Source organism: Plantactinospora solaniradicis (assembly GCF_042658085.1).
In the GTDB taxonomy this organism is placed as follows: domain Bacteria; phylum Actinomycetota; class Actinomycetes; order Mycobacteriales; family Micromonosporaceae; genus Plantactinospora; species Plantactinospora solaniradicis.
The window spans coordinates 325660-342690 of the sequence record NZ_JBHSPR010000037.1; the positions used below are offsets into that span (position 1 = coordinate 325660).

Here is a 17031-nt window from a genome sequence, read left to right on the forward strand (position 1 = left end):
GCGAGGCACCCGGCACCTCGGCCAGGACCCGCTGCCACCCGTCCCGCCTGCGGAAACCTCCTGTCAGGACCCGTGGCCATGATCGGGAGGGCCCGAGAACTCTTGTCTTTGGATTCGTTGTTGGTTACGTTCCTCGTCACACGACTCACGTTTTGGCAACATCCTGGAAACGTAACCGATAACGATTGCAATCCAGAGGAGGCGACGTGGCCCAAGGCAGTGCGCCGATCACAATGAGCGATGTCGCCCAGGCGGCGGGCGTCTCCACCGCCACCGTGTCGCGAGTTGTCAACGGGCACTACGGCGTCAGCGCCAGCACCACGGCCCGAGTCCGTTCGGCCATCGAGCAACTCGGCTACGAGTCGAGTCTGGTGGCCACCAGCCTGCGGCGCAGCCGCACCAACGTCCTGGGTCTCGTGACCCACAGCTTCCAGTCCTATACCGCCGAGGTACTCAAGGGCGTGATGCAGGCCCTGACCCGCTCGGGCTTCGACCTGATCATCTATGCCAACAGCGACGTCTACGGGACGTACGCGGAGGGCTGGGAGCAGCGGCACCTGACCCGCCTGTCGGGCACCCTCACCGACGGATGCATCGTGGTCACGCCCTGGGGCGATGTGCAGAGCCAAACTCCGGTCGTGACCATCGACCCCGCCAGGAACTCGACGGCGCCGTCGGTCACAGCGGACAACCTGGCGGGCGCCACCACCGCGGTCGAGCACCTGCTCGGCCTGGGCCACCGGCGCATCGGATTCATCGCGGGCCGATCCAGCCTCGCGGCGGCGTGGTCGCGAGAGGAGGGCTATCGGAGAGCGCTGACCGGAGCCGGTGTTCCGGTCGAACCGGCGTTGATCGGCCGAGGGGACTTCAACCCCGAGTCCGCAGCGCCGTTGGCACGCGAATTGCTGAAACGGGCCGACCCGCCAACGGCGGTCTTCGCCGCGAGCGACGGAATGGCCCTGGAGGTTCTGAAGGTCGCAAAGGAACTGGGGCTCACCGTACCCGGCGACCTGTCGGTCGTCGGATTCGACAACATCCCGGAGTCCGCGTTGACCGAATCGGGCCTGACCACAGTGGACCAGTCGATGTACCACCTCGGATACGAGGCCGCGCGCATGCTGAAGTCGCTGGTGACCGGTGAGTGGGAGGGGCCTCGCCAAATAGTGCTTCCGACCAGCCTCGTGGTCCGCGGCTCCACCGCACCACCCAAGGCCCCCCGAAACCACAACTCACACCGAGCGGTGCAGTTACCCGGCCGCAACGCCTGATCAGTTCGGGCGCACAGGTGCCGAATTCGTGAAGGAGGTACAGGCACGTAACCCATGGCGCGATATTCCACCGATGAGTTGAGCCGGTAAGTCGGGTCGCATCCGCTGCCGGCGCATGAAAGGAGTGGAGAGTGAGAACAACACTGTATCACGGGCGCTTCCGCCCTACCGGCGTGCGCCGGCTCTCGGCGGTCGTCACCGCCGGAGTCATGGCAGTCGCGGTGGCATTGATCGCGCCGCAACCGGCGGCGGCGGACGCGCCGTGGCTGGACGTTTCCGAGGACCGCTACGCGTCGTTCAGTGTCCCGGCCGCCTACGTCCAGGAACACCTGGGCCAGGTGTCGCAGGTCGTCATCGAGGGGAACTTCGGTCCCTCGTCCAGTTGGGCGGAATTCGGTCTGACCCGTCGCGGTGACGTGTGGTCGGGAGTTCTCGGCCCGCTCAAGCCCGGGCTCTACACCTACCAGGTCACGGGCGACGACACGAAGGTTCTCAAGGACCCGACGAACAGCACCAGCGTGGCGTCCGAGCCGCTCTGGAGCACCTTCCTCGTATCGGGTGACTCGGCGCGCTGGCTGGCGGACGTACCCGAGGGAACGGGCGGCAAGGTCGCGACGCTGACCTACCGGGTCAGGAAGGAGCAGCGGTCTGCCCTGGTCTGGACGCCGCCGGGGTATTCGGCCAGGGGCGCCAAACGCTATCCGGTGCTGTTCCTGGAGTCGGGCGACGGCGAAGCCGCCACCGACTGGTTCGACCTCGGCCGGGCCAAGCAGATCTTCGACAACCTGTCGGCCCGGAACGCCATGGAGCCGATGGTGGTCGTGGTCAGCGACGGCGACGCCTCCGCTGACGACAAGGGCCGCAAGGACCTCCGGAAGGCGGTCGCCGACAACTACCGCGTCCATCGCGACCCGGCGCACCAGGCGATCGCCGGTGTCTCGGAGGGCGGGACACAGGCGCTGCGAGCCGCGTTCACCAAGCCGGGTGATTTCGCCTACGTCGGCTCGTTCTCCGGCCTTGCGACGGAGAAGGTCAGCCGGGAGAGCGCCAAGGCGATCAACCGCAACCTGAAGCTGCTGCGCCTGTACACCGGGAACGTGACCGATCCCGCGTACAACGCCACCTACCACCTGACCAAGGCGCTGAACCGGGCCGGTGTCAGGTTCGAGTTCGACGGGGTCAACCCGGACGGCGGCGCGAACTGGGCCGCCTGGCAGGAGAACCTCGTCGACTTCGTGCCCCGGCTGTTCCGCCACGTGTCGGATCACGGCCCGAGCGCGGGTCACCAGCCGCTGAGGGGAGAGTTCGCTCCGCCGCCGGCCGGCACCACCCCGACGCCCTTCGTGACCGAGGACGGATTCGTCACCTTCGAGACCACGACGGAGTACAAGGACGCCCAGCACGTCACGGTGTGGGCGAACATCGCGCCCGGCGGAAGCTGGCTGCGCGTTCCGATGTCGCAGGACGGCGACCGGTGGCGGGCGACCGTGGGTCCGCTGGACCCGTGGTTCTACTACTACCGGTTCATCGTCGACCGGGTCGCGGTCAAGGACGTGTCGAACCCGACGAAGGTGACCTCCGAGCCGATGTGGAGCACCTTCCTCCTCCCCGGTGAGCGGGCCCGCCTGCTCACGGACGTACCGACCGGCCGGGGCGGCGAGGTGACCAGCATGACCTATCGGAGCACCGTGGCCAACCAGGAGCGGACCGCTCTGGTGTGGACTCCGCCCGGGTACGACCCGAACCGCGCGCAGCCGTACCCCGTCCTCTACCTCCAGCACGGTGCCGGCCAGAGCTACACGGACTGGGTGGAGATGGGGCGCGCCAAGCAGATCCTCGACCACCAGTTCCTGGACGGGGACCTGGTCCCCATGGTGGTCGTGATGGGCAACGGCAACGTCTCCAGCTTCAACCGCGAACTGCTGGAGAACATCGTTCCGACGGCTCGCGCCCGGTACCACATCTCCAGTGACCCGTCACAGCAGGCCATCGCCGGCCTGTCGATGGGTGGTGGTCACGCGTTCGGGGTGCTCAAGGCGTATCCGGGCCAGTTCGCCTACGTCGCGGCGTTCTCGGCCGGTTTCGGCAGCACCACCGGCGTCGACCCGGCGGCGATCAACAACGGGACCAAGATGTTGCGCGTGTACGTCGGCGACCAGACCGACTTCGTCTACCCGAGCTTCATGACGTCCCTGACCACGATGAACAACGTCGGTATCCGTTACGAGTTCGACGGGGTCACCCCCGGACCACACGGTTGGGACGTGTGGCAGAAGAACCTCATCGACCTGGCGCCGCGACTGTTCAAGCGCTAGGGGAACCCGCCGCAGGCGACGTCACCGGGGGCAGGGCTGATCCTGCCCCCGGTGACGGCCCCACCGGATGCGGGAGTGTGTCGCGCACCCGCAGGAGGACCGGCACGACGGGCAGGTGGCGGTTTCCCACCCCGGCCCGTCCCCGGTCGACAGCTTGCCCTCAGTGACGGCGCCCGGATCCCCGGGCGCTGCGATCCCGAAGGGAAACATGTCAATGAAGAGAAGACGAATACTCGCCGCGGCGGCCGTGCTCGTGGCCGCGAGCGGCCTTGTCGCCTGTTCCTCGGACGGGGACGGAGGCGGAACTGACGCGAGCAACTGTACGAACAAGATCACCAAAACGGATCTGCCGGTCGTCACGATGTGGGCCTGGTACCCCAACATGCAGCTCGTCGTCGACAACTTCAACAAGCAGAACACCGAGGTGCAGGTCTGCTGGACCAACGTCGGACAGGGCGGTGACGAGTACGACAAGTTCCAGACGGCCATCTCGGCCGGCACCGGCGCACCCGACGTGATCATGATCGAGATGGACCGGATCCCGAACTTCCAGATCCAGAACGCGATCGTGGACATCAAGAAGTACGGCTTCGACGCCGTCAAGGCCAACTACGGCGAGGGCGCGTGGAAGGACGTCTCGGTCGGTGACGCGGTCTACGGGGTCCCGGTCGACGGTGGTCCGATGGCGATGATCTATCGGAAGGACATCTTCGACAAGTACGGCGTCACGCCGCCGAAGACGTGGGCCGAGTACGAACAGGCGGCACAGAAGGTGAAGGACGCCGGCGGCCCCCAGTTCGGCGACCTCGGCGCGAATGTGCCGGCGGTGATGATGGCGCTACAGATCCAGAAGGGCGCCTCTCCGTTCGCCTACGACCCGGCACAGCCGAAGTCGATCGGCGTGAAGATGAACGACCAGGGCTCCAAGGACGTGCTCGACTACTGGGGCGGCCTCGCCAAGAAGGGTCTGGTCGGGACGCAGGACCAGTTCACCCCGGAGTACATCTCCGGCGTGATCAACGGGAAGTACGCGACGTACATCTCGGCGGCCTGGGCGCCCGGTTACCTGACCGGCGCGGGCGTCGGCCAGGGCCAGGACACCGGCAAGTTCGCGGTGGCTCCGCTGCCGCAGTGGGATGCGAACAATCCGGTGCAGGTGAACTGGGGCGGGTCGGCCTTCTCGGTGACCAAGCAGGCGAAGAAGCCGGAACTGGCGGCGAAGGCCGCGTACGGCCTCTACGCCGACAAGGAGTCGCTCACCGACGGCTGGACCAACCAGGTCATCTTCCCGCTGAACCTCACGGCGCTCAACAGTCCCGAGTTCGTGGACCTGAAGGTGAAGTTCTTCGGCGGCCAGCAGGCGAACAAGGAGGTCTACGTCCCCGCGTCGAAGGCCTACAAGGGCATGACCTACAGCCCCTTCGGCCAGTACTACTTCGACGCGATGACGAAGCAGATCAGTGAGGTCATCAAGGGCTCGATCACCGGTGCGCAGGCCGCTGACCGGCTGCAGGAGGACGTGGCGAAGTACGCCAAGGAGCAAGGATTCACCGTTCAGTAATCAAAGGGTGGGCCGCGCCGTCCTCGACCGGCCGGCCCACCCTCGACCCCCAGCGCACACGTCCCGGAGCCCAAGATGACTCTCCTGATCGGCAAGCGCGCACCGCGCGCCCAAGCGGAAACGCACAAGATCCGCGGCAAGGTACACCTGCGTGAGCACCTGATGGGATGGCTCTTCGTCGGGCCCTTCGGGATCGTCTTCCTCGCGTTGCTCATCGCGCCGCTGGCGTACGCGCTGTACCTCAGCCTCTTCCAGAAGCAGCTGATCGGCGGCACCAGCTTCGTCTTCCTCGACAACTACGCCAAGGCGTTCACCGACCCGAGCTTCCTGTCCGGAGCCTGGTTCGTCATCCGCTTCTCGCTCGTCGCCATTCCACTGCAGATCGTCATCGCGCTCGCGATGGCTCTCATCCTGGACGCGGTGACATCCCTGTTCACCCGCTTCTCCCGCCTCATGATCTTCCTCCCGTACGCGATCCCCACGGTCATCGGCGCGGTGATGTGGGGGTTCCTGTACAGCAGGAGCTTCGGGCCGCTCTCCGACATCTTCGGATTGTTCGGCATGACCGCGCCCGACTTCCTCAGCAGTAACCTGATCTTCTACGGCCTGCTCAACGTCGTCACGTGGCAGTGGGCCGGGTACTACATGATCATTCTGTACGCGGCGCTACAGGGCATCGAGCCGACGCTCTACGAGGCGGCCCGTATGGACGGCGCAGGGAAATGGCAGATCGCGGTCCGGATCAAAATTCCGCTGATCGCCCCGGCACTGATCCTGATCCTGGTCTTCTCGCTCATCGGCACCCTGCAGTTCTTCAACGAACCACAGATCCTGCGGTACCTCGCCGCCGGAACCATCGGTTCGGACTTCACTCCCAACATGTACGCGTACCAGCAGGCGTTCGCGCTCGCCAACTTCAACTACGGGTCGGCGATCTCCTTCGCCCTCGGCGGGGTCGTCTTCATCTGCGTGTACGCCTTCCTGTTCTTCACCCGCAAGCGGAGGAGCTTCCTCTGATGACTGACCGCACCAGCGCCAGGGCACGCCGCCGGCCGCAGCGCTACCTCCCCATGCAGATTCTCCTCGGTTTCCTGGTGGTCTACTTCCTCGTGCCGTTCTGGTGGGTCATCGTCAACAGCTCCAAGGACTCCCCGGGCCTGTTCGGCGGCGACAACACCCTCTGGTTCACCGACCACATCGACTACCTCGGAAACCTCGAACAGCTCTTCACCTACGGCGGCGGCATCTACGGCAGGTGGATCCTCAACTCCACGCTGTACGCACTCGCCGGTGGGATCGGCGCCACCGTCCTGGCCGTCATGGCCGGCTACGGATTCGCCAAGTACCGTTTCGCCGCCCGACGCTTCAGCTTCGCAATCGTGCTCGGCGCGCTGATGGTGCCCGCCACCGCCCTGGTCATTCCCACCTTCATCATGTTCTCCCGACTCGGCCTGACGAACACGATCTGGGCGGTCATCCTCCCGTCGCTGCTCAACCCGTTCGGGGTCTACCTGATGCACGTGTACGCGCGCGACGCGGTTCCCGACGAGATCCTGGACGCGGCGCGGGTCGACGGCGCGGGAGAGGTACGCACGTTCCTCCAGATCGCTCTCCCGCTGATGCGTCCGGCGGTGGTCACCGTGCTGCTCCTGTCCGCCGTGGCGTCGTGGAACAACTACTTCCTGCCGCTGGCCATGCTCTCCGACAACCGTCTCTTCCCGGTCACCGTCGGACTCGGCCTCTGGCAGGGAGTCGCCTCCGCGAACAACGCGGGCGGGACCTCCCTCTGGAGTCTCATCATCCTCGGCGCGCTGGTGTCGGTGATTCCACTCATCATCGCCTTCTTCAGCCTGCAACGGTACTGGCGCGGCGGACTGTCGGTCGGAGGCCTCAGGTAAGCCGTATCGCCGACTCCCCGCCACCCGCGTCCTCGCCATCACGTGACGTTCGGAGTATTAGCCTGCCCGGATGCGGCACACCCTCGAACCCGGCGACGCGACCCTGCACGGCCACTTCTCCCGGGACTTCCCGCCGGTGCTCACCATCGACCCCGGTGACACCGTGACGTTCCGAACCCTGGACTGCTGGTGGTCTGCCGGCCCCTACCCCGGCGGACGCAACCGGGACCGACCCCGCGTTCCGCAGCACCAGCCCGACTGCGGCCACGCGCTGATCGGCCCGGTGGCCGTACGCGGCGCCGAGGCCGGCAAGACCCTGGCGGTACGGATCGACGCCGTCGTACCGGCCGGCTGGGGGACCACGGTCGCCGGCGGCTGGCCCAGCCCCTTCAACCAGCGGTACGACGTCGAGGAGACCGGGGTCGTGCACGCCTGGCAACTCGACCCGGTCACGATGACCGGCCGGAACCAGCACGGACACACCGTCCCGCTGCGGCCGTTCATGGGAGTGCTCGGAATGCCGCCGGCCGAGCCCGGACGACACTCGACGATCCCGCCCCGACCGCACGGCGGCAACCTGGACTGCAAGGAACTCGTCGCCGGCAGCACCCTGCTGCTGCCGATCCCGGTCGACGGCGCGCTCTTCTCGGTCGGCGACGGACACGCCGCGCAGGGCGACGGCGAGGTCGGCGGAACCGCCGTCGAATGTCCGATGGACGAGGTCACCCTGACCTTCGACCTGCGGGACGACTTTCCGGTCACCGGTCCGGTCGCCCGGACCGCCGACGCCTGGCTGACCATGGGCGTGGGCCCGACGCTCGACGAGGCGACATTCGCCGCGCTGGACTCGATGCTGACCCTCCTGCAACGGCTACACGGGGTGAGCCGACCCGACGCGGTCGCGCTGGCCAGCGTCGCGGTGGACGTCCGGGTCACCCAGATCGTCAACCAGACCGTCGGCGTACACGCGGTGCTCCGCGACAGCGCCGTACGCATGTAAGGAAGGGCCCCTTCTTATCGCTTTTTGCATAAGAAGGGGCCCTTCCTAACCGGTCAGAGCGTGAGCGACCAGGCGTCCAGGTATCCGGTGGCCCCGGCCACCGTGTCCTGGACGCGCAGCCGCCAGGTGCCGGTGCGGGACTCCCGCGAAAGGTTCACCACGAAGACCTGGTCGATGACGCCCTCGAAGCCGCCGGCACGGTCGCGCAGCAGATAGGAACTGCCGTCCGGCGCGACCAGGCGCAGCACGAGGTCACCGACGTAAGCGTGCGGGATCGTCACGGCGACCTCGCTGGTCCTGGCCGCGACGCCCGAGCACCCGGCGGGCGCGATCGTGCTCTGCGCCGTACCCGGGTCCGGAATGGCCAGGTCGGTGCCGTTGCCGCCGGAGCAGAACGCCGGACCGTTGCCACCGAGGTTCACCGTCCAGCTGTCGATGTGACCGGCGTCCATGCCCGCCGCATCCTGCACCCGCAACCGCCACCTGCCGTTCGCCACCTCGCTCGACAGGTTCACCGGGTAGCTCCGGTCGATGTTGTCGTCGCCGCCACCCGTCCGGTTGTGCAGCACGTACGCGCTGCCGTCCGGCGCCACGAGGCTGACCACCAGGTCACCCCGGAACGTGTGCACGATCCGTACCCGAACCGAACTCGACGCGGATGCCCGACCCGGACAACCCGAGATCGCCACCGCGCTCTCGACCGTCGACAGATCCGGAATCGCGACGTCGGTACTGTTCGTCCCCACGCAGCCGGGCGGGTTCGGGACGGTCAGCGTGTATCCCACGGTGTGACTGGCGTACCGGCTGGTGCCGGTGACCGTCAGCGGATAGGTGCCGGGCGGGGTCGACGCCGCGACCCGGAGCGTCAGGGTCGACGACCGGCCGGCGGGGAGCGCCGCCGGGTTGAACGAGGCGGTGACCCCGGCCGGTAGGCCGGTGGCGGTCAGGGTGACGGTCTGGGCCGAGCCGGCCGTGATCCGGGTGGCCACCGTCGTGCTCACCGAACCGCCCGGCGGGGCCGAACCGGTCGCCGGTGAGACCGAGACGGCGAAGTCGTGTGCCGGCGGCCTGGCGTCGGCGACGTACAGCAGGACGTTCGGCGAGCCGGTGCCGGGGTTGGTGACCAGTCCGGTGGTGCCGTTGTCGACCAGGTGGTCGCGTACCTGGAGCGGGGTGAAGGACGGATTCTGCTCCAGTACGAGCGCGGCGGCTCCGGCCACGTGCGGGCTCGCCATCGAGGAGCCGTCCCACGACTCGCTGGAGGTGTCGCTGGTGTTGGTGGACGAGGTGATCGCCACGCCGGGAGCGAAGATGTCGACGCAGCGGCCGTGGTTGGAGAAGGAGGCCCGCTCGTCGCTGCGGCCGGGACCGCCCTGTACGCCCCCGGTGGCCCCGACGGTGATCGCGGCGGGAGTGCTGGCCGGCGAGCCACCACACGCGTCGGCGTTCTCGTTGCCGGCCGCGACGGCGTAGCTGACCCCGTCGGCGATGGAGTTCGCCACCGCCGTGTTGATGGCGGTCGAGACCGATCCGCCGAGACTCATGTTCGCCACGGCGCGCTCGCTGGGATCGTGGTCGCCGGTGACCCAGTCGATGCCAGCGATGACCTGTGCGTAGGTGCCGCTGCCGTAGCAGTCGAGCACCCGTACGCCGACCAGCGTCACGCCCTTGGCGACCCCGTGGATGCTCCCGCCCGCAGTGCCGGCGACGTGGGTGCCGTGCCCGTGGCAGTCGTCCGCGGGGCCGCCGTCGATCGCGTCGAACCCGGAGACCGCCCGGCCGCCGAAGGTGCTGTGGCTGAACCGGATGCCGGTGTCGAGGATGTACACCCGGACCCCGGCGCCGGTGTTCGGGTACGTGTAGCTGTTGTCCAGCGCCAGCGGGCGCCGGTCGATCCGGTCCAGTCCCCAGGACGGGGTCGGCGTCTGGGTTCCGGAGATCCGTACCCGGTGGTTCTGCTCGACGTACGCCACCGACGGGTCGGCCGCGATCCGCCGGGCCGCCTCGACGTCGCCGGCCAGCTCGAAGCCGCGCAACGCGTACCGGTAGGTCCGCGCGACCCGGGCACCGACCCGGCCGGCGAGCGTGTCCGCCCGGGCGGTCACCGAGGCCGCGGCGACGGACGCGTCCTTGAAGACCACGAGATAGCTGTCCGCGACCACGGTGGGCCCACCGAGGTGCCGGATCATCTCCTTGGCCGATGTCGCGGACGCGGGCGCCCCGGAAACGGGTGCGGCAGACGCGGGTGCCGCGGACGCGGGTGCCACAGGTGTCAGGGTCGCGGTCAGCGCGGCCACCAGCCCGATCGCGAGCGGTACCGCCGTCTGCCGGTGCTGGAACCTACTGGGAATCCTCATCCCCATCCTTCTCCCCTCCCGCCGGTGCCGGGGCCCGCGCGGCGGTGCCGCGACGTCGCCTCGGAGATCGACTACGGGGACACTACGGGGAGTGGCTAATAAATGGCGGACAGTAACCGACAGCAGGTCAGTCGGCATCCGGTCCCTGTGCGCTGGGTCACTTAGCGTGGCATAGGTGTTAAGAAGGGGCCCTTTATCGACAAAAAGCGATAACGGGGGGCCCTTCCTTACACCTCTACCGGCGGAGCGTGAGGATGAGGTCGGCGACCAGGGCGGTCCAGCCGGTCTGGTGCCAGGCTCCTAGGCCGGCGCCGTTGTCACCGTGGAAGTACTCGGGGAAGGCGATCAGGTCCTTCCAGTCGGGGTGGGTCTGGAAGAGTTCGCAGGCGCCGTAGATCGGGCGGCGACCCCAGGCGTCGGGGACGAACAGGGCGATGAGGCGGGCGGAGAGGTCGTCGGCGATCTCGGTGAGGGTGTGCTTGCTGCCCGAGCGGGTGGGATATTCGACCAGCAGGTCGTCGCCGAAGAACGCGGCGTGGTCGCGGAGCGCCGAGATCAGCATGAAGTTTGTCGGCATCCAGATCGGGCCGCGCCAGTTGGAGTTGCCGCCGAAGAGACCGGAGGTCGACTCCGCCGGCTCGTAGCCGACGGTGAACTCCTGTCCGCCCAACTCCACCGTGAACGGCTGCTCCAGGTGCCGCCGGGACAACGTGCGCAGCCCGTACGGGGACAGGAACTCCTCCTCGTCCAGCATCCGGGCCAGCAGCCGGACCACCTGATCCGGGCCGACCATGGAGAGCAGCCGCTGCTGCCGCCCGTCACCGCCCAGCCGGCGGGCGCCGATCACCCCGGCGTACTCCGGCTTGTTGGACAGGAACCAGCGCAGCCGGGCAGTCAGCTCGGGCAGCCGGTTCAACGTCGCGGTGGTGAGCCGGGTGACGGCGGCCAGTGGCAGCAGGCCGACCACCGAGCCCACCTTCAACGGGGTGCTGGTCCCGTCCGGCAGTCGCAGTACGTCGTAGAAGAAGGAGTCCTCGGAGTCCCAGAGCCCCTCGTTCGCCGCTGCCGCGATGTACGCGAAGTGCTCGAAGAACTTCGTCGCGATGTCGGAGTACGTCGGGTCGTGCACCGCCAGGATCAGCGCCATGTCGAGCAGGTTGAGCGCGTACATGGCCATCCAGCCGGTGCCGTCGGACTGCTCCAGCACCCCGGCCACCGGCAGCGCGGCGGAGCGGTCGAACGGGCCGACGTTGTCCAATCCGAGGAAGCCGCCCTCGAAGACGTTGTTGCCGCCGATGTCCTTGCGGTTCACCCACCAGGTGAAGTTCAGCAGCAGCTTGTGCATCATCCGGGCGAGGAAGTCGAAGTCCCGCCCGCCGTCGATCTCGAACACCTTCAGCGCCGCCCAGGCGTGCACCGGCGGGTTCACGTCGCCGAACGCCCACTCGTACGCCGGGATCTGCCCGTTCGGGTGCAGGTACCACTCGCGGAGCAGCAACAGCAGTTGCGACTTGGCGAACCCGGGATCGACCCGCGCGATGGTGACGCAGTGGAAGGCCAGGTCCCAGGCGGCGTACCAGGGATACTCCCAGGGGTCGGGCATGGAGATGACGTCGAAGCTGTTCATGTGCCGCCAGGAGCTGTTCCGGCCGAACCGGTGCCCGTCCGGCGGCGGTGTGGCGGCGGGGTCGCCGTTCAGCCACTGCTGCACGTCGAAGTGGTAGAACTGCTTGCCCCACATCAGCCCGGCGATCGCCTGCCGGGCCACCAGTGCCTCCTCCCGGGACGCCCCGTCCGGGATCAGCCGGGCGAAGAACTCGTCCGCCTCGGCCTGCCGGGCCGCCATCGTCGCCTCGAAGTCCGCGCCGAGATCCAGCTCGGGCGCGGGCTGGTTGGCCGGTGGCGGGGAGGTACGGCTGAGCCGGATCCGGATCGTCGCCTCGCCCCTGGCCGGCACGTCCAGGACGTAGTGCAGCGCGCCCTTGGTGCCCTCCCCCGTCGGGTTGACCGTGTCGGCGCCGTTCACCACGTGGTCGTTGATGCCGTCCTTCGGGTACGCACTCCGGCCCGGCAGTCCCCACAGCCGGTCGGTGTTGGTCTCGTTGTCGCAGACCAGCGTCGTCGGCTCGCCGTCGCCGGAGAGCACGAGTTGACCGAGCACCCAGTGCTCGCCGACCAGCCTGCCCGGCGAGCCGACCAGCTTCGGCACCTGGTCCCGGCCCGGCAGCCCCCACGACCAGGTGTTCCGGAACCAGAGCGTGGGCAGCACGTGCAGCCGGGCCTCCTGGTCACCCCGGTTCGCCACGGTGATCAGCACGCACATGTCGGTCGGTGACGCCTTGGCGTAGTCGACGGTCACCGCCCAGTACCGGTCGTCGTCGAAGACCCCGGTGTCGACCAGTTCGTACTCGGACTCGTCCCGGCCGCGCTCGCCGTTGACGGCGACCAGCTCGTCGTACGGGAAGGCGGCCTGCGGGTAGTGGTAGCGCCAGCGCATGAAGGAGTGGGTCGGCGTGGAGTCCAGGTACCACCAGTAGTCCTTGACGTCCTCGCCGTGGTTGCCGCCGTCACCGCCCAGCCCGAACATCCGTTCCTTGAGGATCGGGTCGGCGCCGTTCCAGAGGGCGAGCCCGAAGCAGAAGGTCTGCCACTCGTCGCAGATCCCCGCCATCCCGTCCTCGTTCCACCGGTATGTCCGGGAGCGGGCGTGGTCGTGCGGGAAGTAGTCCCAGGCCGTACCGTGCTCGCTGTAGTCCTCCCGGACCGTTCCCCAGGCCCGCTCGGACAGGTAGGGGCCCCAGGCGCGCCACGGTTCCTCCCCGGCATCCGCCTGGGCCAGCCGGGTCCGCTCCGCGTCCCGCCGGTCATCCATCCGATCCCCGCCCGTCATCCGACCGAACCTTCCCGGTCATCCTTACCGATCATTGTTATCGGTTCGGTCATACCCGGCCAGGAACCTGGAAGGGCAGCACCACCCGTGTGCGCCCCGTCACCACAGGGGGCATCATGGGCGCCATGCTGCCGATCGAGTTCGGGCCGCGGGTCTGCGGTCACCTGGAGTCCGGCGCCGACCGGGAATGGCTGGTCCCGGACGGCCTGGGCGGGTACGCGATGGGCACCGTGAGCGGGCTGCGTACCCGCCGCTACCACGGACTGCTGACGGTCGCGGGGGACACTCCGGCGTCCCGCCGGCTCGGGCTGGTCAGCCTGGACCCCGAACTGATCCTGCCGTCCGGCGCCACGGTGCGGCTCGGCGTCCACGAGTGGCGGTCCGGCGACGTCGACCCGCGCGGCTACGAGCTGCTGGAACGCTTCGACCTGGTCGACGGGCTGCCGCGCTGGCGGTGGCGGATCGGCGACCTGGTGCTGGAGCGCGAGCTGGCGCTGGCGTACGGCCGGTCCTGCCTGGCGGTCCGGCACCGGCTCGTCTCCGGCGGCCCGGCCCGGCTCGGCCTCGCGGCGGTGGTCACCTGGCGGGACGGCCACGGCGAGCGGCGGGCGGCGGGACCGCCGCCCCGGATCGAGTCGACGGCCGGCGGCGCGGTGGTCGAGGACGCGTTCCGGCTGGCCGGGCCCGACTGGACGCCGGAGGGGCAGTGGTGGCACGGCGTGTACCACCGGGAGGAGGCGGCCCGTGGGCTGACCCCGGACGAGGACCTCTGGTACGCGGGGCGGTTCGCCGGCGCGCTCGACCAGCCCGGTGACACCGTCTCGGTGCTCGCCTGGGCCGGCGACCTGGCCGACGAGCCGCCACCGGCCGACCAGGTGATCGAGGCGGCCCGGCGGCGCAACCGGCGGGTGGTGGCGGCGGGGAAGCCGGCGGACGAGGTGGCCGCGACGCTGACCCTGGCCGCCGACGCGTTCGTGGTCCGGACCGCCGCCGGCCCGGACGTGGTGGCCGGCTACCCGTGGTTCGGGGCCTGGTCCCGGGACACGATGATCGCCTACGAGGGGCTGTTCCTGAGCACCGGCCGGCCGGACGAGGGCCGGGACCTGCTCCGGGCGTACGCCGGGGCGCTGGCGGACGGGATGCTGGCCAACACCGCCGACACCGGCCAACCGGAGTACAACACCACGGACGGCACGCTGTGGTTCCTGCACGCGGTGGCCCGGCACGTGGCGGTCGCCAAGGACACCGACCTCGCCGCCGAACTGCTGCCGGCGTTGCGCGCGGTGCTGCTCGGCCACCTCCGTACCGATCCCCGGGTCGCCGCCTCCGCCGAGCCGGCGGCCTTCCGGGGCGCCCGGTACGGCATCGGGGTGGATCCGACCGACGGGCTGCTCACCCAGGGCTGTGCCGGGGAGGCGCTGACCTGGATGGACGCCCGGGTCGACGGCGAGCCGGTGACCCAGCGGGCGGGCAAGCCGGTCGAGGTGAACGCCCTCTGGATCAACGGGCTGGCCGCGGTCGCCGAGCTGGCGGAACTGCTCGGCCAGGATGCCGGTCCGCTGCCCGCCGCCCGGGACCGGGCCCGCGCGGCGTTCCGGCGCCGGTTTCCGTCCCCGGCCGGCTGGCTGTACGACGTGGTCGACGCCCCACCGCCGGCCTATCCGCGTGGCGCCGCCGCCCGGCACGACGACGACCTGCTCCGGCCGAACCAGCTCCTCGCCTGGTCGCTGCCCTACGCCCCGCTGGATCCGGATCCGGCGACCCTGCGCCGGCTCGCCGAGGCGCTGCTGACCCCGCTCGGCCCGCGCAGTCTCGCCCCGGGCAGTCCCGGCTACGTCGAACGGCACCGGGGCGGTCCGGCCGAGCGGGACTCCGGCTACCACCAGGGCACCGTCTGGCCATGGCTGATCGGCCCGTACGCCGACGCCTGCCGCCGCGCCGGGCTGCCCACCGACGAGCTCTTCGCGGGGCTGACGGCGCACCTGCCGGAGTTGGGCCTCGGGTCGGTGAGCGAGACCGCGGACGCGGTGGCACCGCACGACGGCACCGGAGCCCCGTTCCAGGCGTGGTCGGTCGCGGAACTTCTACGGGTACGACCAAGCTGACCAACCGGCGTTACATCCCCGCAACGGCGACGTCTTCACCGGTTTTTCCGCTGACGGCAGTATTGGCCCCAACCCAATGACGCGTTGGCACCCGCATCAGGTGTCTGTTCGCGCCTGCCTGGGAATCAACTCAAAGGGGGCTGGGCCATGTCACCGAACGCCGAGGTCATCAACTTCCCCGCGGCCCACCCGCAACGCGTGCTGATCCTCTCCTGGGAGTACCCGCCGGTGCTGGTCGGCGGGCTCGGTCGGCACGTACACGCCCTGGCCACCGCGCTCGCCGCCGCCGGCCACCAGGTCACGGTGGTGACCCGGCACGCCGAGGGCGTCCCGGTCGAGGCGTACGTCGACGGGGTGCACGTGCTGCGCGCCCCCGAGGACCCGGTCGGGTTCCCGCTGGCCACCCCGAGCCTGCTGGCCTGGACGATGGCCTTCAACCACACCCTCACCCGGACCGCCCTGCGCGCCACCCGGACCCAGCGGTACGACGTGATCCACGCCCACGACTGGCTGGTCGCACACACCGCGATCAACCTCGCCGACCACCTGGACATCCCGCTGGTCACCACGATCCACGCCACCGAGGCGGGCCGGCACCAGGGCTGGCTGCCCGACGAGATGAACCGGACCATCCACTCGGTCGAACACTGGCTCAGCCACGCCTCACACCGGGTCATCACCTGCTCCAGTTACATGCGCGACCAGGTGACGTCCCTGTTCGGGCTCTCCGCCGGCGGTGTCGACGTGGTACCCAACGGGGTCGACGACCGGGCCTGGTCGGCGCAGCCCCGGGCGGTCGCCGCCGCTCGCAAGCGGTTCGCCGGTCCCGGGCCGCTGATCGGCTTCGCCGGCCGACTCGTCTACGAGAAGGGCGTGCAACACCTCGTGCACGCCGTACCACGGCTGCGGGAGCGGCATCCCGAACTGCGGGTGGTGATCGCCGGGGACGGGCCGTACCGGTCGGAGTTGCAGGACCAGGCCCGGGGGCTCGGGCTGGACCGCAGCGTCAGGTTCGCCGGGTTCATGACCGAGCGCCAGTTGCCGGCGCTGCTCGCCGCCACCGACGCCACGGTGGTGCCGAGTCTCTACGAGCCGTTCGGGATGGTCGCCCTGGAGGCGGCCGCCGCCGGGGCACCGCTCGCGGTCGCCGCCACCGGCGGGCTCGCCGAGATCGTCGAGCCCGGGGTCACCGGGGTCACGTTCCCGCACAGCGATCCGGACGCGCTGGCCGGCGCCGTCGACTCGCTGCTCGGCGACGAGGTCTTCGCGCGCCGGGTCGCCCGCCGGGCCCGCACCATGGTCTCCGAACGGTACGGCTGGGCGAGCATCGCCGCCCGCACCGCGGCCGTGTACGCCAGCGCGGCCGGCGGGGGCACGGCTGGGCGTACCCGGTCCGGGGGTGGTGCGCTGGGCGGCGTTTCGGCGCCGATCGTCGTACCCGAGGGGAACCTGCTCGCCCTCGACGGCGCCGCCTGCTGATCCCGGCCGACTCCCCCGACGTCGCCCGCTCCGACGCCGCCGGCTCCTCGGCCGGCGGCGTCGGTGAAATCCTTTCCGATCAGCACACGGAGCAGTACCTACGCCGCGATGGAGGATGCGAGAGACACTGTCCGCTCGCTATCGTGTACGGCGGGTAA

Annotated in this window: 10 protein-coding genes; 8 read left to right on the top strand and 2 right to left on the bottom strand. The window is 69.4% G+C overall.

Annotated elements, in window-relative coordinates; genetic code table 11:
• The first annotated feature begins 206 nt into the window (after positions 1-206).
• The 6 genes from ACFP2T_RS32865 (at position 207) to ACFP2T_RS32890 (ending at position 8042) form a co-directional block, all read left to right on the top strand.
• On the top strand, positions 207-1268 hold the full coding sequence (locus tag ACFP2T_RS32865; RefSeq protein WP_377428663.1) for a LacI family DNA-binding transcriptional regulator: 1062 nt from the start codon (positions 207-209) through the stop codon (positions 1266-1268).
• Between the two features lie 131 nt (positions 1269-1399).
• Positions 1400-3583: an alpha/beta hydrolase gene (locus ACFP2T_RS32870; protein WP_377428665.1), complete on the top strand. Its 2184-nt coding sequence runs from the start codon at positions 1400-1402 to the stop codon at positions 3581-3583.
• 214 nt (positions 3584-3797) lie between these two features.
• Positions 3798-5144 (top strand): ABC transporter substrate-binding protein, encoded by a 1347-nt coding sequence (locus tag ACFP2T_RS32875; protein ID WP_377428667.1) that lies wholly within the window; start codon positions 3798-3800, stop codon positions 5142-5144.
• A gap of 75 nt (positions 5145-5219) precedes the next feature.
• Positions 5220-6161, top strand: coding sequence for a carbohydrate ABC transporter permease (locus tag ACFP2T_RS32880; RefSeq protein WP_377428669.1), 942 nt, complete (start codon positions 5220-5222; stop codon positions 6159-6161).
• The gene (locus ACFP2T_RS32885) at positions 6161-7042 is read left to right on the top strand and encodes a carbohydrate ABC transporter permease (protein WP_377428671.1); all 882 of its coding nucleotides are present in this window, start codon (positions 6161-6163) and stop codon (positions 7040-7042) included. The genes ACFP2T_RS32880 and ACFP2T_RS32885 overlap by 1 nt, the downstream gene beginning before the upstream one ends.
• Positions 7043-7112: 70 nt before the next feature.
• Entirely contained in the window at positions 7113-8042 is a 930-nt protein-coding gene (locus ACFP2T_RS32890; protein ID WP_377428672.1) for an acetamidase/formamidase family protein, read from the top strand.
• Between the two features lie 53 nt (positions 8043-8095).
• Here ACFP2T_RS32890 and ACFP2T_RS32900 read toward each other — a convergent pair whose 3' ends face one another.
• Together ACFP2T_RS32900 and ACFP2T_RS32905 are read right to left on the bottom strand one after the other, a co-directional pair.
• Positions 8096-10399: a S8 family serine peptidase gene (locus tag ACFP2T_RS32900; protein WP_417629215.1), complete on the bottom strand. Its 2304-nt coding sequence runs from the start codon at positions 10397-10399 to the stop codon at positions 8096-8098.
• Positions 10400-10634: 235 nt separating this feature from the next.
• Positions 10635-13289, bottom strand: coding sequence for an MGH1-like glycoside hydrolase domain-containing protein (locus ACFP2T_RS32905; RefSeq protein WP_377428674.1), 2655 nt, complete (start codon positions 13287-13289; stop codon positions 10635-10637).
• Positions 13290-13414: 125 nt separating this feature from the next.
• Here ACFP2T_RS32905 and ACFP2T_RS32910 point away from each other — a divergent pair, with 125 nt between their 5' ends.
• The gene (locus ACFP2T_RS32910) at positions 13415-15394 is read left to right on the top strand and encodes an amylo-alpha-1,6-glucosidase (RefSeq protein WP_377428676.1); all 1980 of its coding nucleotides are present in this window, start codon (positions 13415-13417) and stop codon (positions 15392-15394) included.
• Positions 15395-15541: 147 nt separating this feature from the next.
• Entirely contained in the window at positions 15542-16873 is a 1332-nt protein-coding gene (locus tag ACFP2T_RS32915) for a glycosyltransferase family 4 protein (RefSeq protein WP_377428678.1), read from the top strand.
• The last annotated feature ends 158 nt before the right edge of the window (positions 16874-17031 follow it).

Coding starts and splice junctions, on each gene's coding strand:
- ACFP2T_RS32885 (WP_377428671.1), top strand. CDS start 6,161: ATGACTGACCGCACCAGCGCCAGGGCACGCCGCCGGCCGCAGCGCTAC.
- ACFP2T_RS32875 (WP_377428667.1), top strand. CDS start 3,798: ATGAAGAGAAGACGAATACTCGCCGCGGCGGCCGTGCTCGTGGCCGCG.
- ACFP2T_RS32915 (WP_377428678.1), top strand. CDS start 15,542: ATGTCACCGAACGCCGAGGTCATCAACTTCCCCGCGGCCCACCCGCAA.
- ACFP2T_RS32905 (WP_377428674.1), bottom strand. CDS start 13,289: ATGACGGGCGGGGATCGGATGGATGACCGGCGGGACGCGGAGCGGACC.
- ACFP2T_RS32890 (WP_377428672.1), top strand. CDS start 7,113: ATGCGGCACACCCTCGAACCCGGCGACGCGACCCTGCACGGCCACTTC.
- ACFP2T_RS32900 (WP_417629215.1), bottom strand. CDS start 10,399: ATGAGGATTCCCAGTAGGTTCCAGCACCGGCAGACGGCGGTACCGCTC.
- ACFP2T_RS32910 (WP_377428676.1), top strand. CDS start 13,415: ATGCTGCCGATCGAGTTCGGGCCGCGGGTCTGCGGTCACCTGGAGTCC.
- ACFP2T_RS32880 (WP_377428669.1), top strand. CDS start 5,220: ATGACTCTCCTGATCGGCAAGCGCGCACCGCGCGCCCAAGCGGAAACG.